This is a genomic window from Sorangium sp. So ce296 (assembly GCF_051529605.1).
Classification (GTDB): domain Bacteria; phylum Myxococcota_A; class Polyangia; order Polyangiales; family Polyangiaceae; genus Sorangium; species Sorangium cellulosum_D.
Genome location: NZ_CP150325.1, coordinates 5,729,151 through 5,753,556, shown reverse-complemented (window position 1 = coordinate 5,753,556; position 24,406 = coordinate 5,729,151). Strand labels below are relative to the sequence as shown.

General features: G+C 71.2%; 17 protein-coding genes and 1 pseudogene. 11 read left to right on the top strand and 7 right to left on the bottom strand.

All coding sequences use genetic code 11. From position 1 onward, the window contains the following. Positions 1-186: 186 nt before the first annotated feature. Both WME98_RS21375 and WME98_RS21370 read left to right on the top strand, forming a co-directional pair. The gene (locus WME98_RS21375) at positions 187-3,213 is read left to right on the top strand and encodes an outer membrane protein assembly factor BamB family protein (RefSeq protein ID WP_437952957.1); all 3,027 of its coding nucleotides are present in this window, start codon (positions 187-189) and stop codon (positions 3,211-3,213) included. A 125-nt stretch (positions 3,214-3,338) separates the two neighbouring features. Beyond that, positions 3,339-5,378, top strand: coding sequence for a hypothetical protein (locus WME98_RS21370; RefSeq protein WP_437952956.1), 2,040 nt, complete (start codon positions 3,339-3,341; stop codon positions 5,376-5,378). On the opposite strand, the gene WME98_RS21365 is transcribed toward WME98_RS21370, so the two are convergent. The 3 genes from WME98_RS21365 to WME98_RS21355 all read right to left on the bottom strand — a co-directional run bounded on the left by WME98_RS21365 (position 5,348) and on the right by WME98_RS21355 (position 6,594). Continuing rightward, positions 5,348-5,851 carry an SRPBCC family protein gene (locus tag WME98_RS21365; protein ID WP_437608813.1) on the bottom strand — a complete coding sequence of 168 codons (504 nt, stop codon included), beginning with the start codon at positions 5,849-5,851 and terminating at the stop codon, positions 5,348-5,350. The two genes, WME98_RS21370 and WME98_RS21365, sit on opposite strands and share 31 nt — an antisense overlap. After that, positions 5,848-6,225: a metalloregulator ArsR/SmtB family transcription factor gene (locus WME98_RS21360; RefSeq protein ID WP_437952955.1), complete on the bottom strand. Its 378-nt coding sequence runs from the start codon at positions 6,223-6,225 to the stop codon at positions 5,848-5,850. The genes WME98_RS21365 and WME98_RS21360 overlap by 4 nt, the downstream gene beginning before the upstream one ends. 204 nt (positions 6,226-6,429) lie before the next feature. Then, entirely contained in the window at positions 6,430-6,594 is a 165-nt protein-coding gene (locus tag WME98_RS21355) for a hypothetical protein (RefSeq protein ID WP_437952954.1), read from the bottom strand. A gap of 280 nt (positions 6,595-6,874) precedes the next feature. Between WME98_RS21355 and WME98_RS21350 the strand changes: the two genes are divergently transcribed. The 4 genes from WME98_RS21350 (at position 6,875) to WME98_RS21335 (ending at position 13,995) form a co-directional block, all read left to right on the top strand. Then, positions 6,875-7,834: an efflux RND transporter periplasmic adaptor subunit gene (locus tag WME98_RS21350; RefSeq protein WP_437952953.1), complete on the top strand. Its 960-nt coding sequence runs from the start codon at positions 6,875-6,877 to the stop codon at positions 7,832-7,834. Next, positions 7,831-8,775, top strand: coding sequence for an HlyD family efflux transporter periplasmic adaptor subunit (locus tag WME98_RS21345; protein ID WP_437952952.1), 945 nt, complete (start codon positions 7,831-7,833; stop codon positions 8,773-8,775). The genes WME98_RS21350 and WME98_RS21345 overlap by 4 nt, the downstream gene beginning before the upstream one ends. After that, positions 8,772-10,988 (top strand): peptidase domain-containing ABC transporter, encoded by a 2,217-nt coding sequence (locus WME98_RS21340; RefSeq protein ID WP_437952951.1) that lies wholly within the window; start codon positions 8,772-8,774, stop codon positions 10,986-10,988. Before WME98_RS21345 ends, WME98_RS21340 begins: the two co-directional genes overlap by 4 nt. A 229-nt stretch (positions 10,989-11,217) precedes the next feature. Continuing rightward, the gene (locus WME98_RS21335) at positions 11,218-13,995 is read left to right on the top strand and encodes a hypothetical protein (protein ID WP_437952950.1); all 2,778 of its coding nucleotides are present in this window, start codon (positions 11,218-11,220) and stop codon (positions 13,993-13,995) included. 54 nt (positions 13,996-14,049) lie between these two features. On the opposite strand, the gene WME98_RS21330 is transcribed toward WME98_RS21335, so the two are convergent. Then, positions 14,050-15,576 (bottom strand): PAS domain-containing protein, encoded by a 1,527-nt coding sequence (locus WME98_RS21330; RefSeq protein WP_437952949.1) that lies wholly within the window; start codon positions 15,574-15,576, stop codon positions 14,050-14,052. 513 nt (positions 15,577-16,089) lie between these two features. Continuing rightward, on the bottom strand, positions 16,090-16,671 hold the full coding sequence (locus tag WME98_RS21325; protein WP_437952948.1) for a peroxiredoxin-like family protein: 582 nt from the start codon (positions 16,669-16,671) through the stop codon (positions 16,090-16,092). A gap of 103 nt (positions 16,672-16,774) precedes the next feature. Here WME98_RS21325 and WME98_RS21320 point away from each other — a divergent pair, with 103 nt between their 5' ends. Next, positions 16,775-17,404, top strand: coding sequence for a TetR/AcrR family transcriptional regulator (locus WME98_RS21320; RefSeq protein WP_437952947.1), 630 nt, complete (start codon positions 16,775-16,777; stop codon positions 17,402-17,404). Positions 17,405-17,484: 80 nt separating this feature from the next. Here WME98_RS21320 and WME98_RS21315 read toward each other — a convergent pair. Next, positions 17,485-18,093: pseudogene (locus WME98_RS21315) on the bottom strand (pectate lyase); the annotation flags it as partial. Positions 18,094-19,721: 1,628 nt separating this feature from the next. Here WME98_RS21315 and WME98_RS21310 point away from each other — a divergent pair. Both WME98_RS21310 and WME98_RS21305 read left to right on the top strand, forming a co-directional pair. Next, a complete protein-coding gene (locus WME98_RS21310) occupies positions 19,722-20,009 on the top strand; it encodes a hypothetical protein (RefSeq protein WP_437954183.1) in 288 nt (95 codons plus the stop codon). Next, positions 19,940-20,140 carry a sigma factor-like helix-turn-helix DNA-binding protein gene (locus tag WME98_RS21305; protein WP_437952946.1) on the top strand — a complete coding sequence of 67 codons (201 nt, stop codon included), beginning with the start codon at positions 19,940-19,942 and terminating at the stop codon, positions 20,138-20,140. Before WME98_RS21310 ends, WME98_RS21305 begins: the two co-directional genes overlap by 70 nt. Positions 20,141-20,193: 53 nt before the next feature. Here WME98_RS21305 and WME98_RS21300 read toward each other — a convergent pair whose 3' ends face one another. Continuing rightward, positions 20,194-21,039, bottom strand: coding sequence for an exonuclease domain-containing protein (locus WME98_RS21300; protein ID WP_437952945.1), 846 nt, complete (start codon positions 21,037-21,039; stop codon positions 20,194-20,196). Between the two features lie 369 nt (positions 21,040-21,408). Here WME98_RS21300 and WME98_RS21295 point away from each other — a divergent pair, with 369 nt between their 5' ends. Together WME98_RS21295 and WME98_RS21290 are read left to right on the top strand one after the other, a co-directional pair. Continuing rightward, the gene (locus tag WME98_RS21295) at positions 21,409-21,951 is read left to right on the top strand and encodes a zinc-binding dehydrogenase (RefSeq protein ID WP_437952944.1); all 543 of its coding nucleotides are present in this window, start codon (positions 21,409-21,411) and stop codon (positions 21,949-21,951) included. A 143-nt stretch (positions 21,952-22,094) separates the two neighbouring features. Further along, a complete protein-coding gene (locus tag WME98_RS21290) occupies positions 22,095-24,290 on the top strand; it encodes a cytochrome C peroxidase (RefSeq protein WP_437952943.1) in 2,196 nt (731 codons plus the stop codon). Positions 24,291-24,406 lie beyond the last annotated feature (116 nt).

Genomic DNA, 24,406 nt, shown 5'->3' with positions numbered 1-24,406 from the left:
GGTATGGCCGGGTACAATGAACGTAGCGGTTCGAGCCGCAGGGGTCGCCTGCGGTCCGCGTCCGCCCTGACCGTCACGGCCCTTGTCGGCCTCGCAGCGTGCGAGCCCACCGGCCCCGGCGGGGACGGCGGCGGCGAAGCAGGCACTGGCGGCAGCGGCGGCTCTCCGGGGGTAAGCGGCGGAAGCGTGACCGATGGTGCGGGAGGCTCGAACGGCGACGGCGGCGCTCCTGGCACCGGCGGCGCTCCTGGCACCGGCGGCGCTCCTGGAACCGGCGGCGCTCCTGGAACCGGCGGCGCTCCTGGAACCGGCGGCGACGGCGGCGCGCCCGGCACCGGCGGCAGCGGCTCGAGCAGCGGCGGCGGCTCGCCGAGCACGTGCGTGCCGGGCTCGGTCGTCGCCTGCTACACCGGCCCTGCAGCGACCAGGGACGTCGGGCGCTGCGCCTCTGGGACGCAGACCTGCCGCCCCGACGGCTTCGGCTTCGGCCCATGCACGGGCGAGGTGACGCCCGCTCGAGAGCTCTGCGCCACGCCGGAGGACGAGAGCTGCGACGGCGAGCCCCGCTGCGCTCAGCCGCCGCCCTGGGCGCGGGGCTTCGGCAGCCCTGGCATCGACGAGGGCTGGTCCATCGCGAGCGACGGCTCAGGCAACTTCTACGTCTCGGGGTCCTTCGAAGGAACCGTCGACTTCGGCGCCGGCCCGCTGACCAGCGCTGGACGGTCGGACATCTTCTTCCTCAAGCTCGATCCCTCGGGCTCGGTGCTCTGGAGCCAACGCTTCGGGACCTACGACAACGACGAGCGCGGAGGCGCCGTCACCGTCGACGAGAACGGCGACGTCTTCCTCACCGGCGTGTACACGGGCGGCAGCTCGAACCTGGGCCCCGAGCTGGGCGGATGTCCCATCTCCGCCAATTTCACGTCCTTTTTCGTGGCCCAGTTCGATCCCGACGGCAACCACATCTGGAGCGATGGCCCCTATGATCTTCTTTCGGTGCGCTCCGTCCCGCAGATGGCCATCGATGCTGCCGGCGATATCTACATCGTCGCCCTCGAGTCGCATGCGACGCTCGTCAAGCTGGACGCCGCGAGCAAGGCCATCGTCTGGACGCGGAGGTTGCCCGGGCGCTTCAGCCACGACGTGCACGACGCGCGGCTCGCGCTCGACAGCGCCGGCAACCCGGTCGTGGTGGTGAACCTGCCCGGGGAAGGCTCCACCTATGACGGGCCCAGCTTCGTCGTCTCCAAGCTCGCTCCGACCGGCGATGTGCTCTGGGAGCGAGTGTTCATGTCCAGCGCGTACGGTTTGTACAGCGGCCCGACCGCCGACGCGGTGGCGGTCAATGCGGCAGACGAGATCCTCGTGACCGGCGAGACGGATGGATCCGTCGACTTCGGCAGCGGGACTCTCCCCGTCGGCCCCGTGCTCGTCAAGCTGGACGCCGCAGGCGAGCCCATCTCCAGCCGCTCGGTCCGGTTCGGCGACAGGATCGCGCTCGATCCCACAGGCGACATCGTCGTTGCGGGGCGCGGCCTCGCGATGCTCGACGCGGGCGGGACGGAGCTCTGGTCGATCAACTTCGATGCCGATGTGCAGGATATCTCCTGGTCCCCGAGCGGCACGGTCGCCGTCACCGGCCGCGCGATCCGCCCCGTGGACTTCGGAACCGGCCCGATCGCCCATGCAGGAGGCTTCTTCGACGCCTACGTCGCCACCTTCAATCCGAAGGAGAGCGACGACGGCGACGAGGGCGGCGACGGCGACGAGGGCGACGGCGCAGGGTCGACCGGCACGGGCGGCGGCGACCCGCCTGCGACGTGCGCGCCGGGCTCCGTCGTCGCGTGTTACGCCGGCCCCGCCGGGACCCGGGGCGTCGGGCGCTGCGCTCCTGGCGCGCAGACCTGTCTTCCCGACGGCGCTGGCTACGGTCCCTGCGTCGGCGAGGTGACGCCCACCGCGGAGGACTGCGCGACGCCGGAGGACGAGGACTGCGACGGCGAGCCCCATTGTCCTCTGCAGCCGCCGTGGTCGCGAGGCTACGGCGACACCGGCGCCGACGCAGGCTGGTCGATCGCGAGCGACGCCGCCGGCAACTACTATGTCACCGGCTCCTTCGAAGGCACCGTCGACTTCGGCGCCGGCCCGCTGACCAGCGCCGGCCTCACGGACGTGTTCCTCCTCAAGCTCGATCCCGCCGGCGCGTTGCTCTGGAGCAAGCGCTTCGGCAGCCGCTTCCCGGAAGCAGGCCGGGCTGTCGCCGTCGATGAGAGCGGCAACGTCTTGCTGGCCGGCACCCACAAGGCGAACGCGACGTCCGGCATCAGCTTCGGCGGCTGCGAGCTCCTGTCCACGGACTACCTCGACGCGACCTTCGTCGCCAAGCTCGACCCCGAGGGGAATCACCTCTGGAGCCGGGGGTCCGTCACGCCAGGCGCGCGCCTTTACCGACCGTTCGAAGCGTTCGCCGTCGACGCGCTCGGCAACGCTTATGTGACGGTCATCGCGCAGAGCACGAGCTGGTTGGTGCCCACCCTGGTGAAGCTGGACAGCGCAGGGAACCTGCTCTGGAGCAAGCCGCTCACGGCGGCAGTCCCGTACCACGTCGATGGCCAGCATCAGAGCGACAGCGCCCTCCTCGCGGTCGACAGCGCCGGCTTCGTGATCACGGCGAGCTCGTCCATCGCCGAGGACCCGTCCTGCCCCTGCGCTCACCGGTTCACCGTCCAGAAGCTCACCCCGACCGGCGACGTGGTCTGGAGCCGCCAGCTCGGCCCCTCGGACCCCGCCGACACGGACATCGGAGCGTCCGCCCTCGCCCTGGCCGTCAACGCCGACGATGACATCCTCCTGACCGGCTACACCGACGGGACCGTCGACTTCGGCGGCGGCGTGCTCCCCGAGGGGCCCGTCCTCATCAAGCTCGACGCCGCGGGCGAGCACGTCTTCAGCCTCCCCATCCCCTTCGGCGACGCGCTCGCCCTCGAGCCCTCGGGCAGCATCGTCATCGCCGGCGACGGCCTCGCCAGGCTCGACCCCAGCGGCACCGCCCTCTGGACGAGCAGCTTCGACGCCAGCGCGAAGGACATCGCCCTCGCCCCGAACGGCACCATCGCCCTCACCGGCGCTGTCGAGGGGGCCACCGACTTCGGCAGCGGGCCCATACCGTACGCGGCCGGCACCGACGTCTTCGTCGCCACGATGACCCCCTGAGCGCCCTGGCGGCGGCGGCGGGCGCTACCACCGCGCCCGGTCCGCCGTACGGCCGCGGAGCAGAGGAATTCTCGAACGATCATCCGAAGGGACGCACCGGTGAGGTGCGGGAGGTAAGGACAAGTATGCGAGTCATCCGCTTTCTGCTGGCGTCGCTGCTCTGCGCGCTCGCCATGCTGCCTGCGCGCGCGGCCTGGGCAGCCATCGCTGTGACATTCGTGGAGCCCGGGCAGCGCGCATGGAGCCACACGTATGTCAATATCCACGTCGAGGTGAGCTCCACGCTCCAGATCGCGCGCGTTCAGGCGCAGCTCGGCGCAGGATCGGTGATCCTCACGAACACCGGAGGCATCACCTACAAGGCGGGCATCTCGACCTTCGGGCTGCCCTATGGCGAGCACGTCCTGACCGTCACGGCGACCGACGTCGAGGGCACCAGCGTGTCCGCGCAGCGCACCGTGTTCCAGGACCAGATACCCACCGCCCAGGTCCTGGCGCCGACGCACGAGGCGGTCGCCCATCCGTCGCTCCGGCTCGCCGCCACCTGCGTCGACGACCACCCGGCGGACTGCTCCATCCGGGCCACCGCCAACTTCTACGACACGAACCCGTCGACCTCGGTCGAGCTCGCGCGGGCCACCGCGGCGCTCGACACCGTCGTCGACCTCAGCGCGTACAGCGGCCGTAAATTCGATCTGAAATTCCAAATGGTGGACATCCATAGCAGCATGATTCTCCTCGGGCCGACGATCCAGGTCGAGACCAGTCCGCTGCTCGAGCCGATCGACGAGGTGCCCGGGCGCATCCTCGATTTCGACGGGACGCGGATCCTGTTCGTCAAGAGGCGAGAGGAGCTCTTCGTGCTCGATCGGGCGACGCGGGCCACCACGCGGGTCATGAAGTTGCCCTATCCGTACCAGTTCAACGACGCCACGAGGGCGTTCCTCACCGGCGCCGGCGCCGTGATGGAGGTGCCGGCGCCGCCCGCCATCGATCGCCCCCCGAGCGCCGTCTACGAGTGGCGCCACGGCGCCCTGCTGAAGCTGGCGGAGAACGGCCGCGTCGCGTTCGTGAGCGGCGATGCCATGGCCTACTCGGGCAGCGGTACGTACGTGCGCGATCTCGCGTCGGGCACCGACGAGCTCGCGCTCGGGGCCGCGCTGGACCGCCCCAGCATGGATGTCGCCGACGACGGGCTCTTCGCGTATGTGAATGGCCGCTGGTCGCTCTACACGCGCAGGAATGGAACGAGCACGCTGCTGGCCACGAGCGGAGATGAAATAACGCGCCCCGTGACGGACGGGATCAATGTCGTATTCACGAAGATCCTCAGATCCGGCCAGCCTCAAAGCATCCTGGCCACGCCCTCCGGGCAGGTGCCGCTCGGCGTCGTCCCTGTCGCGCGCCCCGAGGGCGCCCAGACGGGCGCCTACCAGCTCCACGCGGGTTACATCGCGTTTCTCAAGGGCTCGCGCGGCGCGGAGCAGGTCTGGCTCCGGACCCCGAGCGGCGCGCAGCACCAGCTCAGCTCCAGCACCCCCAGCCAGCTCGACGATCCGCCCGCGCGCCTGGGACACGATGGCATCAGCGACACCGGCGAGGTGATGTTCCTCACCCCGCCGAAGCGCTACCTCGGCGCCGCCGGCGCCGCTCCGCGCGAGATTGGCTCGCAGCTGGGACACGCACGCTGGTTCGAGGGCGCCTGGTACGTCGTGATGGGAAACACGCTGTTCCGGGTCGATGACGGGTCGAGCGGCGAGGGCGAAGGCGACGGCGAGCGCGAGGGCGCCGGCGAGGCGGGCGGCTCCACCGGCGCGTCGTTCGCGAGCGCGCGCGCCGCCCTGTCGACGATGAGGATCGGGGAAGCGGGCGCGCGCGTGGCGAGCGCGCCCGCGGCAGCGCCACCCGAGCTTCCAGAGGACGAGCTTCCGGCGTCCAGCGGCTGCGCTCTCGCGGCGCAAAAGCCCGGGCTCGGCGGCGCCCTGGAGGCCGCCATCCTCGCGACGCTCGGCCTGGCCATGGCGGCGCGGCGGCGACCCAGGCTCAGGCGAGATCGCGGAGGAGCCGACGCCACGCCGTCGAGGCGAGCGACGCCGCAGCAGGGCTCGGACCCGCCGAGCCCCCGCGCGGCCGGCTACTCCTGCGTTCGCGCGTCGCCCAGGTAGTAATCGCGCTGCGACGGGTAATAGTCGGCGAAGCTCGGCAGCGGCGCGCCGAGCCGGGAGGCGACCAGCATGTCGAGGTAATACTCCCAGCCCGGCCCGGTATCGCCGGCGAGCGCGGGGTCGGTGAGGTGCTGGATGAAGGTGAGCTCGGTGGTCTCGCCCTTCGCCGCGAGCGACAGCTCGAGCCGCCACTCGCCGTAATCGTCCTTGGCCGTGAGCGCGAGGCGACGCGGCGGCTCGCAGGCGTCGATCGTCATGTCGCACCACGGCGCGCCCTTCTCGAACGCCATCTGGAGGCGCACCGTCTTGCCGGGGCCCGCCTCCCCCTCCCACGGGCCGATCCAGCGCGCCGTGCTCTCCGACGCGGTGACGCTCTGCCAGACGTCCTCGATGGGGGCGCGGAAGCTTCGTTGGATCACGAGATCGGCGCCTGTCGCCGTGCTCCGGACGCGGCCGGTGGGTCGGGGGCTCATGCTGTCTCCTTTCTTCGCTTCGTCTCGTTCTGGGACGGGGTCGCGGCCGCCATGCGCCGCTGCCGGCCGACGCGGTGCACCTCAGTCTCGAGCGCGTCGAACCGGCGGTGCCACGGGCTCTCCTCGCGCAGCTCTCGCAGGAACGCCTCGAGCTCGGCGAGCGCGCCGAGATCCAGGCTGTACTCGCGCTCGCGGCCGCGCTGCACGTCGCGCACGAGGCCCGCCTCGCGCAGGACCCGCAGGTGCCGGCTGACCGCCGGACGGCTGACTGGAAACGCGCCGGCGATGGCGCCGGCCGAGGCGGTACGGCCGCGCAGCATCCGCAGGATCTCCCGCCGGATCGGATCCGCCAGCGCCTGGGCAACCGCGTCCATCGGCAAACGTGTAACCGATATGTTACGCGTCGTCAAGCGGCGCGGCGCACCCCGGCGGCGGGTGCGGCGCTCGGGCGGCTCCCGATCGGCGCGCGAATGAGCGCCGCGCCCTCCGAGGCGCGATGTGCAGCTCGTCGAGCAGGACGCTGGAGCTCCCAGCGCCGCCAGGTCCGGACGAACCCGGCGGCGCTGGGATACCGCATCTCACCGGTTGGGGTTCTTGAGATTGGGGCAGCCGCAGCCGCAGCCATGCAGATCGACCGCGCCACCAGCCACGATATCGAGATCGTCGAGCTCAAGCTCGATCTCCGCGACCTCCTCCATTCCAATCACCGTCTCTTCGGTCCTTCCAATCGACTTGTCCACCATGGTGATCTCCTCTCTGCCGGATCACCTCGATCCGGCGGCGGCTCCCCAAGCGAGCTTCGTGCCAGCGATCGAAGCTCGCGCCGCGCGCCGCCGATCCCCGCGATCGCAGTGCCTAGTAGGCTGGCTCGCACGCGCGATCGCTTCCGCCGGCCGAGCGCGGCGTACCCCGTGAACGAGAGCAATCCGTTGCGCGATAGAGCAACTCATCCGCTCAGCGCCCTGCGCGAGCGGCGCTCCCCAGCCCACCCACACCGGCACACGCGTTGCAACCCCGGCCGCCATGCTCTGGCCCTTCAGGAATCAGCAGCTCGCCATTACCGGCGCTGCCGTCGCCGTCCCGCTCGCCGGCGCGCTCGCCCTGGCTGGCCTCCGCGCGCCGGACGTCGCGGTCCTCGAGCCGCACCTCGGCGCCTTCCGCGCAGCGGCCCTGCCGGCCGCTCCTACCATCGATGCATCTCCCCCGGACAAGAGCGAACCGCCGCCCGCTCACCGCGGCTTCGTCGGCGTCCTCCTCTCGCATCGATCGGTCGACCTCGCGGCGCGCAACGAGGGGCGCCTCCGCGCCGTTCACGTGCGCCTCGGCGATCGGATCGCTGCCGGCGATCTCCTCGCGACCCTCGATCTCCAGACCCTCCGCTCCGACGCCGCCATCGCCACAGCGGCCCTCCGGGGGGCGGAGGTCGCCTTGAGCCGAGCCAGGGAGGAGCTCGCCGAGGCCGCAGAGCGCCACCGTCGAAAGCAGGCGCTGGCCGTCGAGGGGCTCGCCTCGGGCGAAGACCTGTCGACCGCGGAGCACCAGACCGCCGTGGCGAGGCTCCAGGTCGACGCCGCCGCCGCAGAGCTCCGCGAGAAGCGCGCGCGCGTCGGCCATCTCCGCAAGGTGGAGGCAGACGCGGAGATCCGCGCCCCCTTCGCCGGCCGGGTCGTGGCCCGCTACGCCGAGCCGGGCGAGAGCGTCGGCACCACGCTGCCCATCCTGCGGCTCATCAGCGACGACGGGCTGCTCGTCCGGTTCGGCGTGCCCGAGGAGCAACGGGGCGAGGTGGACGAGAACGCCAGCGTCCGCGTCCGCGCCGGCGGCGTCGAGCTCCGCGGCACCGTCGAGACCATCGCGCCGGAGATCGACGCCGTGTCCCGCGCCGTCGTGGTCGAGGCGCGCATCGAGCCCGGCGACGCGCCGCGCGAGCTGCTCGTGGCCGGCGCGATGGCGCGCGTCTTTCCGGCAGCGGGCGCGCCGTGAGCCGCGCCGCCAGGATCTTCCGCCCCGAGGCGCTCGAGTTCACCGCCGCCGGCAGGAGCGCCGAGGGCGAGGTGCTCGCCCTCGCCTCCCCCTGGACCGGCTGGGCGTACTGGCTCGTGCTGCTCGCCTTCGCCGCCGCGCTCCTGCTCTGCACCGTCGCCCAGGTCCACCATATCGCGAGCGGCCCCGCCGTCGTCCAGATCGCCGGCAGGAGCGACGTGACCGCCGCGGTGCCCGGCTCGGTGAGCGCGATCGAGGTCCGCGCCGGGCAGCGCGTCGAGGCAGGGCAGCCGCTCGTCCGCCTCGAGGCCGCGCGCGAGTCGGCCGAGCTCGACCGCCTCCAGCGCGAGCTCGACGTCCAGCTCGTCAAGCTGCTCCGCGAGCCGGCCGACAAGGCCGCGCAGCAGGCGCTCGCGTCGCTGCGCGCGGAGCGAGCGCTCGCCGCCGCGAAGCTCGAGGAGAAGACGATCCGCGCGCCGCACGCGGGGCGCGCCGGCGATCTCCGCATCCGCAGCGGGCAGCGCCTCGAGGCGGGGGACGTGGTGCTCACGCTGCTCGGGGACGACGCGCGCGGCTCGGTCGTGGCCATGCTCCCCGGCCAGCACCGCCCGCAGCTCCGCCCGGGGATGCCGCTCCGCTTCGAGGTGACCGGGTACAAGTACGCCTACCTGGATCTCGAGATCGGGTCGGTGGGCACCGAGCTCATCGGCCCGGGCGAGGTGCGCCGGTCGCTGCGTCAGCCCATCGCCGACACGGTGAAGATCGACGGCCCCGTCGTGCTCGTCGAGGCGCGCCTGCCCTTCGGCGGCTTCCGCGTGGACCAGCGGTCGCTCGACTTCTACCCGGGGATGAGCGGCGTCGCCGAGGTGAAGGTGCGCTCCGAGAGCTTGCTCGTCGCGCTGATCCCCGGGCTCCGCCTGCTCGACCGAGGCGGCCGATGACCGCCCCCGGCGACGCCGGCGGGCTCGTGGCCCGGCTGCCGGCCCTCAAGGGGCTCCGGATGACCGCGCGACCCAGGCGGATCCCGTTCGTGCAGCAGCTGACCGACACCGAGTGCGGCGTGGCCTGCCTCGCGATGGTGCTCGCCTACCTCGGAAAGGGCGTGGGCCGCGACGAGGTGCGCGCGGTCCTCGCGGCCGGGCGCGACGGGACGACCGCGCGGAAGCTGGTCCAGGCCGCTCAGCACTTCGGCCTCCGCGCCCGCGCGGTGAGGCTGAAGCTCGAGGCGCTCGCGCACCTCGCCCCGGGGGCGATCCTGCACTGGGGCTTCAACCACTTCGTCGTGTTCGAGCGGCTCGGCGGGCGCGGCGTGGACATCGTGGATCCCGCGGTGGGCGGCCGCCGGGTGCCGCTCGCGGAGGCGAGCCGGCTCTTCACCGGCGTCGCGCTCGTCTTCGAGCCGTCGGAGCGGTTCGAGCTGGGCGCCGCGGCCAAGGGTCGCCGCCCGGTCCACCAGATGCTCCTCGCCTCCGGCAGCTGGGCGCGCATCTTCACCACCTCCTTTTTCCTCCAGTTGCTCGCGCTCGCCTTTCCCCTGCTCACCGGCGCCGTCGTCGACCGCGTCGTGCCCCGGGCCGATCGCCACCTGCTGCTCGTCGTGTCGGTCGGGCTGGCGTCGATCGTTTGCTTCCATTTCCTCGCGTCGATGGTCCGCTCGCACCTGCTCCTGAAGCTCCGCGCGATCTTCGACGCGAGGATGACCGCGAGCTTCCTCGATCACCTCATCTCGCTCCCCTACGCCTTCTTTCAGCGGAGATCCGCGGGCGATCTCATGATGAGGTTGAACAGCAACACGACCATCCGCGAGATCCTCACCGCCAGCGTCTTCTCGGCGCTGCTCGACGGAGCGATGGTCCTCCTCTACCTCTTCCTCCTGCTCCTGGTGAGCGCCACGCTGGGCGCCGTCGTGATCGCGCTCGGCGCGCTCCAGATCGCGGCCGTGCTGCTGGTGCGCCCGAAGCAGAAGGAGATCAACGCCACCTTGCTCACGAAGCAGGCGCGCCTCCAGGGCTATCAGATCGAGATGCTCGCAGGGATGGAGACGCTCAAGGGCATGGGATGCGAGCAGCGGGCCGAGGTCCACTGGTCGGACCTCTTCGTCGAGGTCCTCAACACCTCGCTGCGGGGCGGCCGGCTCAGCGCGCTCTCCGAGTCGGTGAACGCCACGGTGACCATGGGCGCGCCGCTCGTCGTGCTCTTGATCGGCGCCGGCCAGGTCCTGACCGGCGAGCTCTCGCTCGGATCGATGCTGGCCCTCAACACCTTCGCCGTCGGCCTGCTCGGCCCGCTGTCGAGCCTCGCCGCCACCGCCGCGCAGCTCCAGCTCCTCGACGGCTATGCGGAGCGCATCGACGAGGTGCTCCGGGCGCCGCTCGAGCAGGAGCCGTCCGCCGCGCGCGCGTCGCAGAGGCTCCGCGGCGCCATCGAGCTCGACGGGGTGTCGTTCCGCTACGGGCCGCTCGATCCGCTCGTCGTGGACGACGTCTCGGTGCGCGTGGCCCCCGGCCAGCTCGTCGCCGTCGTGGGGCGCTCCGGGTCGGGCAAATCGACGCTAGCGAGCCTCCTCCTGGGCCTCTACGCGCCCTCGTCGGGCCGCGTCCTCTACGACGGCGCGAACCTGCGCGAGCTCGAGCTGCGCTCGGTCCGGCGCCAGCTCGGCATCGTCGCCCAGCGCCCTTATCTCTTCGGCACCTCGATCCGGGACAACATCGCCTTCTCCGATCCGGATCTGACCTTCGAGGCGGTCCAGCGCGCGGCGGAGCGGGCGCAGATCCACGACGAGATCGTGAAGATGCCGATGGGCTACGAGACGCTCCTGCTCGACGGGGGCGGCTCGCTCTCCGGCGGCCAGCGGCAGCGCGTCGCGCTCGCCCGCGCGCTCGTCCGCGATCCGGCCATCCTGCTGCTCGACGAGGCCACGAGCGCGCTCGACGCGATCACCGAGCGCAAGGTGCAAGAGCAGCTCGCGGGCCTCCGCTGCACGCGCATCGTCATCGCCCATCGGCTGAGCACCATCCGGGACGCGGACGTCATCCTGGTCATGGACCAGGGCAGGCTCGTAGAGCGGGGGACGCACGCCGAGCTGGTCGCGCAGCAGGGCGTGTATGCGGAGCTCATCGCGGGGCAGCTCGCCGCGCGCGAAGTTGTAACCTGAGCCACCCGTCCTGCCCGGGGTGAGCACGATAAGCGGGCGACTCTGCGGCGCAATCGGCGCCCGCGCTCATTCCGCCAATGCATACGTCGATCCAGGAGCGCCGCTCCCGCGGGGGACGAATGCGGGGCCGCGCGCATCGACGAATGCACGAAACACTTGATTCCAGAGCGCAGCCGTGCGGTTCTATCCTGAGGGGATATCCCGTTCTTAACCCCGCAAGGAGGTCAGGATGCTCCTACATCGTCATGCACGCTCTCCCAGTTCCCTGCTGGTCACCGCCGCCGCTTTCGCGGGCCTCCTGGCCGGGCGCCAGGCGGAGGCCGCGCCTTCGTATACGCTCTTCGAGAGCGGCCAGGTCAGGCCGCTCGCGCTCTCGCCCGACCGCACCCTGCTCCTCGCGGCCAATACGCCCGACAATCGCCTGGAGATCTTTCGCGTCACCTCGGGCGGCCTCTCCCACCTCTCCTCCGTCAGCGTGGGCCTCGAGCCCGTCGCCGTGGCCGCGCGCAGCAACCACGAGGTGTGGGTCGTCAATCACCTCTCGGACAGCGTCAGCGTCGTCGACGTGTCGTTCCCGCGGTATCCGCGCGTCGTGCGCACGCTCCTCGTCGGGGACGAGCCGCGCGACATCGTCTTCGCGGGCCCCGAGCGCTCGCGCGCCTTCATCACCACCGCCCACCGCGGCCAGAACGCGCCGTTCGATCCGCAGCTGACGACGCCCGGGGTCGGCCGCGCGGACGTCTGGGTGTTCGACGCCGGCACGGTCGTGAACGACGCCTCGCTCGGCGGCTCGCCCCTCTCGATCCTCACCTTCTTCACCGACACCCCGAGGGCGCTCGCCGTCAGCCCGGACGGGGCCTCGGTGTACGCCGCGGGCTTCCACACCGGCAACCGCACCACGGCCGTGCACCGCGTGCTCGTGGAGGAGGGCGGCGGGCTGCCGCCGCCGCTCACCAACTTCCTCGGCGAGCCGCAGCCGTCGACGTCGCTCATCGTCCGCCACGACGGCGACCACTGGGTCGATATCGCGGGCCGCGCCTGGGACGACGAGGTCATGTTCTCGCTGCCGGACAAGGACGTCTTCGTCATCGACGCCATGGCGACGCCCCCGCAGCAGCGCCCGGGCAGCGCCGGCTACTTCACCGGCGTGGGCACCATCCTCTACAACATGGTCGTCAACCCGGCGAACGGAAAGGTCTATGTCTCCAACACCGAGGCGTTCAACCTCGAGCGCTTCGAGGGCCCGGGCATCTTCGCCGGCTCGAGCGTCCGGGGGCACCTGCACGAGAGCCGGATCACCGTGCTCGGCGGCGGCGCCGCCCTGCCGCGCCACCTGAACAAGCACATCGATTACTCGACGTGCTGCGCCCCCGTGCCCAACGCGGAGAGCGAGAAGAGCCTGGCCACGCCGGTCGACATGGCGGTGACCAGCGACGGCTCGAAGCTCTACGTGGCCGCGTTCGGGTCGAGCAAGGTCGGCGTGTTCGACACGGCCCAGCTGGAGAGCGACACCTTCACGCCGAGCCTCGCGAGCCAGATCCAGGTCACGGGCGGCGGGCCGAGCGGGCTCGCGCTCGATCAGCCGCGCGGCCGGCTGTACGTCCTCACGCGCTTCGACAACTCCATCTCGATCGTCGACACGGCCACGCGCGCCGAGCTCGCGCACCTCCCGCTCCACAACCCCGAGCCGGAGAGCGTGGTCCGCGGGCGGGTGTTCCTGCACGACGCGCGCCTCTCGTCGAGCCACGGCGACTCGTCGTGCGCGAGCTGCCACGTGTTCGGCGATCTCGACAGCATCGCCTGGGACCTCGGCAACCCGGACGCGACCACCCAGGCGAACCCCGGGCCGTTCACGAGCATCAACCCGCCGTTCCCCGCCGACACCTCGCTGAAGCCCATGAAGGGGCCGATGACGACGCAGAGCCTGCGCGGCATGGCCAACCACGGGCCGATGCACTGGCGCGGCGACCGCACGGGCGGCAACGACGAGCCCACGGCGCAGCCGGACAGCGGGGCGTTCGACGAGCGCGCGGCGTTCAAGAAGTTCCAGACCGGCTTCACGAACCTGCTCGGCCGGCACGCGCCCATCCCGGACGAGGACATGGAGGCGTTCACCGACTTCATCCTCCAGCTGACGTATCCGCCGAACCCGATCCGGAACCTCGACAACTCCCTCACCCCCGATCAGCAGGCCGGGCGCGATCACTTCGTCCGCGAGGGCGGCGACGGCACGTTCTCGTGCGCGACCTGCCACACGCTGGACCCCGACGGGAACGCCGCCGCCGGCGAGCCGTCCCCCGGCTTCTTCGGGTCCGACGGCTCGAGCATCGGACAGGAGAACGGCCAGAGCTTCAAGAACCCCCAGCTGCGCAACCTGTACCAGAAGGTCGGTATGTTCGGCATGGCCGCGGTCCCGAGCCTCTTCCACCCCGGGGACAACGGCTTCATGGGCGACCAGATCCGCGGCTTCGGGTTCATGCACGATGGCGTCATGGACACGCTCTTCCGGTTCCACCAGGCGATCGGGTTCGAGGAGAGCGTGTTCTCGCCGAACGGCTTCCCGCTCGGCCCCTCCGGGGAGGTCCTGCGCCGGCAAGCGGTGGAGTTCATGCTCGCGTTCGACACGAACCTCGCGCCGATCGTCGGCCAGCAGGTCACGCTCGGCGCGCACAACGCGGCGGCGGCCTGGCCGCGCGTCGACCTGCTCGTCGACCGCGCCGAGGCCGGGGAGTGCGATCTCGTGGCGAAGGTCCCCTTCCTCCTGGAGGAGGTCGGCCTGCTCTACGTCGGAGGTGGCCAGTTCATCACGGATCGGAGCGCGGCCCCGCCGGTCGGCGACGTCGGCCTGCGCTGGTTCTCGGTGCTCACCGGCCACCGCGTGACGTACACGTGCATGCCGCCCGGCGCGGGCCCGCGGTGCGGCGTCGACCGCGACGGCGACGGCATCCGCGACGGCGACGAGCGCGACGCCGGCACGGATCCGGCGGATCCGTCGAGCCCCGGGTGAGCGGGCGGCGCGCGCCTCGCCGCGCGCGCGACCCGGCCGGCGCGGCGCGGGGCCTCAGCCGCGCCGCGCCGCGCCGGACCCGAGGCGCGCCGCGCCGGACCCGAGGCGCGCCGCGCCGGACCCGAGGCGCGCGTCGCTCGACCCGCGGCGCGCCTCGCTCATGCACCAGCGGAGCGCCTCCTTCAGGCTGCGCAGCGTGCATACCTGCGAGAGATCGAAGCCCAGCCCGACCATCGTCTGCGCGACCGGCGGCCGGATTCCGGTGACCACGGCCCGGCAGCCGAGCAGCGTGAGCCCGTTCGTGATCTTGATGAGGTGCTGCGCCGTCGTCGTGTCGACCGAATCGAGGCCGGTGAGGTCGAGGACGGCGAAGGCAGCCTGCCGCTCCACGACGGCCGCGAGCAGCGACTCCATCACCATCGCCGCGCGCTCGGCGTCGACCGAGCCGATCAAGGGGACGATGAGCACGTCCTGCCAGACCTCGATGATCGGGCTCGACAGCCGCGCGATCGACTCCTGCTGTTGCTGGGTGAGCCGCAGCTGCTCGCGCAGCTGCTGGTCGACGCGGCGCTGCTGCGTGACATCCTCGCTGATGGCGCCGACGCCGATGATCTCGCCGAGGACGTCCTTCTGCGGGACGAACCTGGTCCGCCAGATCCTGTCCTGCCGGATCTGCTCGGTGTGCGCGATCTCCCCGGCGAGTGCGCGCTGGAACGCCTCGCGCACGTCGGGCGAGCTGCCGCAGAGCTCGAGCATGTGCTTGCCGACGCCGTTTCGCTCCACGGCGTCGACCTGCGCGAGCGCCCCGCCCTGCGCCACCATGCAGATGCCGTCCTTGTCGAACGCCCAAATGATGATCGGCATGCTGTCGATGCACGTGCGGAGCAGCTCCGCCTGCGCGGCGAGGGTCACGTGGTCGGCCAGGTTGATACCGAACGTCTGGACGCCGTCGACCTCGCCGTCGTCGCCGCGGTGGGGCGCGTAGTGCACGATCCAGTGCACGCCGTCGGCCACGGTGTCCGTACGGATCGTCTCGCCGGCGAGCACGCGCCTGCACAGCTCGAGGACCTGCGAGCCCTCGCCGTAGAGATCGCGCATGGCCATTCCGACGATCTGACCTGGCTTGATCCCGAAGTGCGCGAGCCCGTTGCCGTCGGAGACCCGGAGGACGCCCGCCTTGTCGGCGGCCCAGATCACCGCATCCATGGTCTGGAACACGTCGACGAGGATGCGCGCCTGCGTCTCCCACGCCTCGCGATCGGGCTTCACGGCGGCCCAGAGCGCCGTGTCGTCGGCGCGCCACAGGGTCCATTGCATCGAGGTGACCTTGCCGCGGGCGTCCACGAGGCGCGCCGTCGCGGAGGTGCTGCCCGCCGCGTCGCGCGCGGCCGCCATCCGCGCCGACAGCTCGCCGCGATCGCCCTCGTGGACGCGCTCGAGGAGCAGCCCGGGAGGGCCGACGCGCTGCTCCCAGGCGGGGCTGCAGGCGATCACCTGCCCCGTGCCGGAGAGCAGGGCCATCGGCGTGGGCGTGCCGTTCAGCAGCGTCGTCGACGAGAGCGAGCCGAGCCTGTTGTCCATCGGTTCCTTGCAAGGCGGCCAGAAGTGGCGATTCCCGGCGCGCCTCCGCAGGCCCCTCGCGATGGGGGGACAACCGAGCGCCGATCGAAACGAGCGCCGATCGCCGTCGAGACACCAGGTGCGAACAGGTAGGAGACTACCGTGAATACCTTGATGCTGGAACGGTCGAGCCTAGCAGCAAGCGAGCCGTGACACGGTGATACCATTTGACAGCGCGCGGGCGCTAGATCCATTGCCATGGAGCGCGGTCGACCCGGGTGGCGCCCGCCCCGCTCCGGGAGCGCGACGAAAGGTGGGAGATCGTTGAGAGGTTCTCCTCGCGCTCATGTCGATTTCGGATGTGGGCATCGGGGGTCGGCTCGGCGGTCACGCCCTCGGTCTCCTGCTTTCGCAGGAGCCCACACGCTGGTCCCTGGCGTCACACGTCGCATGGGTGCAGGGCTCGGCGAGCCCGCCCTGACGCGCAATTTTTTCGTGAATTCGTGACCTGCAGAGTCGCGCGGCGCGCGAGGGTCACATCGAGTTCCCGCGGCTCCGCTCCGCGCGCGCGAGGGCCACGAGCTCGTCGACCGACCACTGATCGTCGACGTGCTCGCCGTACTTCGCGGCGAGCACCCGCCCGTCGCCCGCGATCAGCAGATCGGCCGGCAGGCCGAGCCGGCCGCCGTGCGGATTGCGCGAGGGGGCCGGCTGCCGCCGCGCCAGGACCGCGGGCAGGCTCGCCGCGATCGCCCTGAGGATCGGCCAGTAGGCGCGCGGATCCAGGAGCGCGCGGGGCGCGGACTCGACGCCGAACTCGCCGTACAGCCGCTTGTCCGGGTCGGCGACGACCGCGAACGGCAGGTCGGCCACGTGCGCGCGCAGCTCGTCGGCGGGCGAATGGAACAGCACCACCTCGACGACGCCCGCGTCGGTGACCTCGCCGTGGCGACGCGCGAAGGAGCGCAGGTGCAGGTTGCAGACAGGGCAGCCGGCGAAGCGCCGGAACTGCAGGTGCGTCAGCCGCGCCGGATCCGGGACGCGGACGGGCGCGCCGGTGACGCTCACGAGATCCCGACCGGCGACGACGGCGCCGGGCTTCAACCGCTCGGACATCGAGCTTTCCTCCTCCCGCACGCGCCTCGTCACTTGTCGGCGGTCCGTAGGCGTACGGTGTATACTTACTCAACATACGCGTACGCGGTACGCTGTCAAGGTCATGCCCCGACCGCGCTCGCTTTCTCAGCCAGGCATCGCCGCCGCCGCGCTCGCGGTCATCGACCGAGAGGGGCTCGCGGCGCTCTCGATGCGCGCGGTCGCCGGGGAGCTGGGGATGAGCACGATGGCGCTTTACCGGTACGTGAGCGACCGCGAGCAGCTCGAGCGGCTGGTGCTCGACCTGGTGCTCGGCGCCGTCGACGTCGAGGTGCCGGCGCGCGCCGCGTGGACGCAGCGGGTGACGCTCCTCGTCGCGCGCGTGCGCGACGCCGTGCGCGCGCACCCGTCGGTGGTCCCGTTGACGCTGACGCATCGGCACAGCTCCGAGGGGGTGCGCCGGTTCGGCGAGGCGTTGCTCGGGGTGCTGACCGAGGCGGGCTTCGCCGGGGCGCAGCGGGTCATCGCCTTTCGCAGCCTGATCAGCTACGTCATCGGCGCGCTCCAGGCCGAGCACCTCGGGCCGCTCGCGGGCGAGGGCACGACGCAGCTGGCGGCGCTCTCCGAGGAGGACTACCCGTTCCTCTCGGCGACGGCCCGCGACGCGCGGCGCGTGCCGCCGGAGCAGGAGTTCTTCGGTGGGCTCTCGATCGTGCTGCGCGGCCTCCACGCAGGCGAGCAGCGCTCGCGGTAGCGCCGCGAGCCTGCGGGGGCGCGCGAGCCTGCCGTGGGACGCGCGAGCCTGCGTGGGGCGCGTCGAGCCTTTGTGAGGCGTCAGTACTCGGTGTTGTTCGAGGTCGTGATTCGGGACGACGACAGGCCGATGAACAGCGCGTCGCCGATGTCGCTGTAGCGCGTGTTCCTCATGGTGACGGTGCTGGTGCTGCTGTCCGTCCTGAAGATGGCCTCATCCATGTGGGAGATGTCGCAACCATCGATGACGACGTCGACCTTGAACGTGGTGCCGCCATTCTGCCGGATGAACTTGCCCGCGTTGGACGCCCGGAAGTTCGAGACCCGGAAGGTGCTGGCCGCGTTGATCTGGAACACCTTGTCTTCGCCGTTCACGGCCGAGCCGCCGTTGAGCACGACGGTGCCGGAGGCCTTGACGGTGAGGGCGTCCTCGCCGATGTCCTCCCAGACGATGTTCTCCAGCGTGACGTTCCCGTAGGTGTGGATGCCGTCGGCCGCCGGCGCGCCGAGGACCACGTTCCTCAGCACCGCGCCGTCCTCCAGCTTGAACACCGGCTTCTGGCTCTCGGACTGGCTGCCGTCGCCGAGCGCGCTGCCGGCGATGAACCGCCTGCCGCCGCCGTCGTAGACCTGGCCGGATCGCACGACGATGGTCGAGTCCACGACCCCGCCGCTCCCGGTCGTGGTGCTGCCGCCGCTCCCGCCCGCGCCGCTCGACGAGGAGCTCGACGTCGAGCTGCTGCTGGTCGATCCGCTGCCGCCGCTTCCGCCGGTGCCGCTGCTGCCCGTCGGCACGAGCTCGATGTAATCGATCTTGATATCGTAGTCCGTCGCGCTGGAGCTCTTGCCGGTGGAGACCAGCTTGAACGCGACGTTGCCCGAGAGGCTCCTCGTGCCGAGCGTCACCGTCTTCCAGCTGTCGCTCGACGAGGAGGAATAGCCGTCGAGGTTCCCCGCGGAGGAGCCGTTCAGATCGAGCCGGTAGTTGCCGTAGATGTTCCGCTGGGCATACCGCACCACGACCCTGTACTCACCCGCGGCCACCGACTTCGAGAACTGGAAGTAGTCGCCGCTAGCGTTCGCCTTGAGCCGCACGGAGCTCGAGCTCGCGTCGATCCCGTCCCCCGACGAGGTGGACCACGACTGCGACTCGCCCTCGAGGCGCGCGGTGCTCGCCGCGCCCTCCACGGTGCCCATCTCGAGCAGGGCTTCCTCTTCGGAGAGGCAGCCGGTCGCGACGATACCGGCGGCGCCGAGGGTGAGCAGCAGATGACGAGCGAACGTCGATCGAAGGTTCATCGTTCCAATCCTTTGTCCAAGTAAGTTGAAGATCTGACGGCGCCTCGCGAGCGCCCCCGGTCCGGAGGAGCTCTGCGCTTCGCTCGCCACAGCGTGCTTCTAGCAAGGCACGGTCCACACGGTAGCTCGCCGGCGATGACGGCAGATATTCGATATCGTTGGATGATTTCGCCAGGAATGCGCTATCACGCTCCCTGGAACCAGCGGCGCCCCCGGGGTCGTCACGCGCGGCAGTACACAGTGTCAACCCGGAGTTGACGCGGCGAGTGCTCGACCGCGTCGGACCGCGTGGAGCGCTCGACGGCATGCTCGACGGCATGGGAGCACATGCGGGCACATGCGGACACATGAAGCGCTCGACCGCGCGAGCCCATGCGGCGCTTGAAGCGCGCCGTTCCGAGCGGGCGCGATCCGTTGGGCCGAATTTGCGGCGCCTGACGGTCCCATTTCTCCACGTTTTTTTGGAACGCCTGAACCAGGATCCCCCCCCGGAGGGCACGGACCCGACCCGGGTCCAGCCGCCAGGCATTGGGCCTCTTGCGCTCGCGCCCATCGAGCTGCCGCCTCGATCTGCGGTGGTCGCCTCGCTCGCCGAGACGGTCACCCGAGCCGCCGCTTGGAGATGACCCGGCACCGCGGGTCAATCACGAAGCGATGGAGCAACTGCTCGGCCTACTGGCAGCACCAGAGAGGCGAGCACACTCGGGTCGATAGTCGGGCTAGGGCCCGCACTGGTCACCCAGTGAACCCCACAGTTGTTCGACGCCCGCCCGACCGGCTGAACGCGGAACGGCTGCGTGAGCAAGCGGCGGAGGGGGGCTAAGTGCCCGCCCGCCGTGCCGACAAAACCACCGCCGACCACTATCCCGCCTGAGGCAATCCTCGCCGAGAGCAGTCTGCTGCGCGCCATGCTCTCCAGGTGCGGCGTGTCCGCCCACGATCGCGACGACATGCTGCAGGAGTACCGCATCGGAGCTGTCGTGGCCGTCCGCGAGGGCGGGTAGCGGCCGTAGCCCGGCTTGCACCCACGTCGGATCCTCCAGCGCTGGCTGATCGAGATCGCCGTCCAGCAGGGCGCGAAGTACCACGAAAAGTCGTATCGCCGGCATGAGGTCGCCGTCGGCGGACCCACGGGTCTACATTACCGGCCGTGTACGGAGGCCTACCGCCGGCACGAGGTCGCGATGCCGGACCCGCGGGCCTACGTGGCCGGCCGGGTGCCGTCCCCCATGGGGAGGTGGAGGCGCGCGCCCTCCTGGAGCTGCTCTGGTTGGTGGAACCCCAGGAGCGCCGTGTACTGCTCCTGATCGGCGAGGGCGAGCAGGTGAGCGAGGTCGCCCGGAGCCTCGGGCTGTCTCTCGAGACCGCCTTCTCATGGCTCCGCCGGGGCCGTCGCCGCCTCGCTGCTGTGCTCAAGCGGTGGCGTCGCAACCGTTAATGGTCTATCTCTCCTGACGCGGCCCTCACCTAGGCAGAGCGGATCTCCATTATTTATGGAGCAGACTGCAAGAGGTGTTTAAAGTCGCTCTCGCACAGGATGCGAATCTGCTGCCCCTTCGCGATCAGCTCTTCGGCCTTCCGATGCTTTGAACTCTTTTCTTCGCCTGCGAGGCGACGTATATCCTGATCGCCGACAACCAGCAGTGTAGTGCGCTTCGTCACACTGTCGGTGACTTCACAACCTGCGGCTGAGGCCGCCTCAGCAGCCTCACGGCGTGGAAGCGACAGTGTGCCTGTAAAGACCAACACCTCGCCGTAGAGTGGCCCATTAGGATTCGCTTCTAACGGGGCCGACAGATTGATTGGCTGGAGTACGCGTTCGATCCAGCGTTCAACGCTAAGCCCTGTGTCCGCGGCTGCGCGGAGCACGATCTCCCCGGCTGCACGAGCATCTTCCTGCGCGTCGTGATGGCGGAACGTTATGCCGAGCTGTTTTGCAACATTGGCGAGACCATATCCCGACCTAGCGAACGATGGCCATGCACGCCTTGCGATTCTCGCCGAATCAATCCAACTGCATTGGTGTGGGGCGAGACCGTGTTTCTGACATGCACGGAGCAAGGCAGCACGATCGAACGCGGTATGACTCACCACGAGGCGTTGGGCTAGCCAAGGTCTCAGCGTTTCATAGACCGAGGTCCACTTTGGAGCGGAGCAAACCGAGCTCTCGTCAATGCCATGAATAGAGACGTTGATCGCATGAAAGAAGTCTTCTGGATTGACCAACGAACCCCACGACTCGTGTAGCTTGCCATCCCGAAACGAAGCGATGCCAACTTGGCAAATGCTCGACAGGTCGGGATTCGCTGTCTCGACGTCAATCACTACGAAGCTCATCCACTGCTCCTTTTCCCTTGAATCTTCAGTCGGGCTGGTCGGGACAACATGGCTGGTGAGGCAGACAGGAGAGAACGGGAGCGGGGAAGCGCTCATCTGATGACGCGTGTGCTTGAGGCCCCGCCCGAGCCTCGCTGCCTCTCCCGCTACCCCCCATGAGCGCCACCTGCTCTGAGGCCATCCGAGATGCCGTCCCGTGTCAAGAGGAGGTGCATCTACCTCCGGTGCTCCCGCAGGGGGAGGCTGCCAGCACCGTGCTCCCGTCGAGCGGTTCCTGGTCGTTCCGATGTAGCCGTATGTGGGGCTTCCGGATCCCGCCTGCCTCGAGGCAAGGCATCACGCCTCCCCGATCTCGTCGCGGGGCGTCCGGTGCTGGTGCAGGGCGGAGCCGGCGCAGTCGGTTGCTGCGCCGTGGGCCTGGCACGGCAGGCCGGCGCACGCGTCATCGCAACCGTCCGCTCCGAAGCCGATGCGGCGGTGGCGGCGCGAGCGGGCGCCCACGAGGTCATTCGGACAGACGGCCTTTCCACGGAGGAGGTCGTCGACCAGATTCGTGCGCTGGCTCCCGATGGCGTAAGTCATGTCGTGGAGGTCGCATTCGATGCAAACATCGGCGTCGATGAGAAGCTCTTGAAGGTCGGTGGCTCCCTTGCCACGTACGCGACGGGAAACGGGACGCCCGCGATCCCCTTCTGGCAGCTTCTGTTCAAGAACATCCACGTCTTCTTTCTGGGCAGCGATGACTTCCAGCCGGAAACGAAGGCTGCGGCGGCTGACGCCCTGAACGAGATGCTCCGCGCTGGATGGCCGGGTTTCAGCATCGACAGGCGCGTTCCCCTGGCGGAGATCGCCGACGCACACGAGCACCTCGAAACACGACGCGGTTCGGGACGGGTGATCGTGACGATGTGAGGCCTCTCCAGCGAAGGGCGAGGGCGATCGCCATCCTCGCGCCACCCAGCAGGGAATGAGCCGCCGGACCGTCTGCTCGCGGTTCACACCAGATCCGTCGGGACGCCGGTCACACTCCCGCCCGCCGCCCCGATGGTCCGGGCATGAGAGCCGCCGCCCCGACCGCCCTCGCCCTCGTCCTCTCCGCCTGCACCCCCGCCCCGCGCGACGCGTCCCCGCCGTCGCCGCTACCTCCGCCGAGCGCCCCCGCCGCGGCCGGCTCGACCCCACCGAGCGCCCCCACCGCCGGCTCGCCGCCTCCGCCCTCCCCTCCCCCCTCCTGCGCCCGGCGCGCCCCTGCCCCCGCGCCCGCGCCGCTCGATCCGACCCATACCGGCTCCGGCGTCGCCCTCGCCGAGCTCGACGGCCGCACCCTCGCCTTCGTCGCCGACGAGGACGATCGCGCCCTCCACACGGTCGACCTCGACGCCCGCGCCGCCCTCGCGCGCACCCCGCTCGCGGGCCGGCCCGCCCAGGTGATCGTGCTGGGCGACGGCCGCGTCGTGGCCTCGCTGCGCGATCGCGGCCTGCTCGAGGTGCTCGAGCCGATCGGCGCCGCCGCCCCGCTCGCGCGCCGCTGCCTCGTGCCCGTGGCGCGCGAGCCGGTGGGCCTCGCGATGACGCCGGACCGCGCGACGCTGCTCGTCGCGAGCCGGTGGGAGCCCGCGCTCACCAGCTTCGCGACCGCCGATCTCCGGCGCCTCGGCGAGCTCCCGCTCGCGCGGGATCCCGCCGCGGTCGTCGCGTCGGCCGACGGCCGGCGCGCGCTCGTCGCCCACGCGGTGGGCGGACGCATCAGCGCCGTGGCGCTCGGCGACGGCGGCGCCCCGACCGCGGCGCGGGAGCTCTCGACCGACGGCGTGGAGTGGCGCCCTCGGGCCGTCGTCGGGAAGAAGCCCACGGCTCCGCGTCTCATGCCGAGCGAGGCGGCTCGGAGCGCGCCCCGCGGGCTGGAGGGCCTCCTGCCGTCCGACGCGCCCGCGCGGGTGCGCGTCGAGCGCCGCGGCTCGCAGGGCTTCGCGCTGGCGCGCGCGCCGAGCGGCGCGGTGTTCGCGCCCATCGCGCTCGTGGACCCGGGGCGCGAGGCGAGCAGCGGCGGCTACGGGGCCGCGCTCGCCCAGACCGTGATCCATCAGATCGCGGTCGTCGACGCGGCGGGCGAGCGCGCGGACGTCCCGCCGGTGTCGACCCACCTCGGGACCCACGGCTGCCAGCTCCCGCGCGCGGCCGCGATCGCGCCCGCCGAGGAGGTCTTGCTCGTCGCCTGCCTCGGCCGCGACGAGGTGATCGCCTACGACGCCCGCGCCGCGATCCCCGGCCAGCCGGGCGCGGCCGGGTCGGCGCGGGATCGCGAGCTCTACCGCGCCCGCGTGGGCTTCGGGCCCACCGCCATCGCCGTCGACGGCGCGCGCGGGCGCGCCGTGGTCTTCACCCGGTTCGACGGCGAGCTGACGATCCTGCCCGCCGTCCGCGCCCCGGCGTCGGCCGTGATGAGCGCCCCCAGCAAGGAGCTCTCGGGCGAGCTGCCGGTCGTGGTCCTGCCCCGCGCGTCGCGCCTCGACGAGCAGCGCGCGGAGGGCCAGCGGCTCTTTCACGCGGCCGGCGGGCGGCGCATCGCGTTCGACGGCCGAGCGTGCGCGAGCTGCCACCCCGACGGCCGCGACGACGCGCTCACGTGGTCGACGCCCGAGGGCCCGCGCCAGACGCCGATGCTGATGGGGCGGCTCGTCGGCACCGCGCCGTACGGGTGGTTGGGGGACAAGAAGGACCTGGAGGGCCACTTCGCCCGGACCCTGTCGCGGCTCGGAGGCGCCGGGCTGACCGCGGGCGAGCGCGACGCGATCTTCGCCTACCTCCGCGCCATGGATCCGCCCGGCGGCGCGGAGGACCTCACGGCCGAGGAGCGCGCCGCGCTCGTGGCGCCATCGCCGGCCGGCGCAGACGGGGCAGGCGCCGCACACGCGGGCGCCATGGCGGCCAGCGCGCGCGCCGCCCTCGCCGCGCGCGGCGAGGCGCTGTTCCACGCCCGCGAGGCGGGCTGCTCGAGCTGCCACCTGGGCGACGAGCTGACCACCGACGGCGCGCGCCACGACGTGCGGAGCGCGACCCGCTTCGAGGCCGTGCGCGCCTTCGATACCCCCTCGCTGCGCTTCGTCGGCAGGTCCGCGCCGTACTACCACGACGGCCGCTACCCGACGCTGCTCGCGCTGCTCCAGGGGGTGGACGGCTCCATGGGACACACCGCCCACCTGTCGGCCGAGGATCGGCGCGCCCTCGTCGCCTATCTCGAGTCCCTGTGACGGCGTCGCGACGCGCGCGCTCCCGCGCGCCGCCCCAACGCGCGCGCTCCCGCGCGCCGCCCCAACGCGCGCGCTCCCGGCGGCCACGAGTTGCCGAGAGCGCACCGGAGGCGATA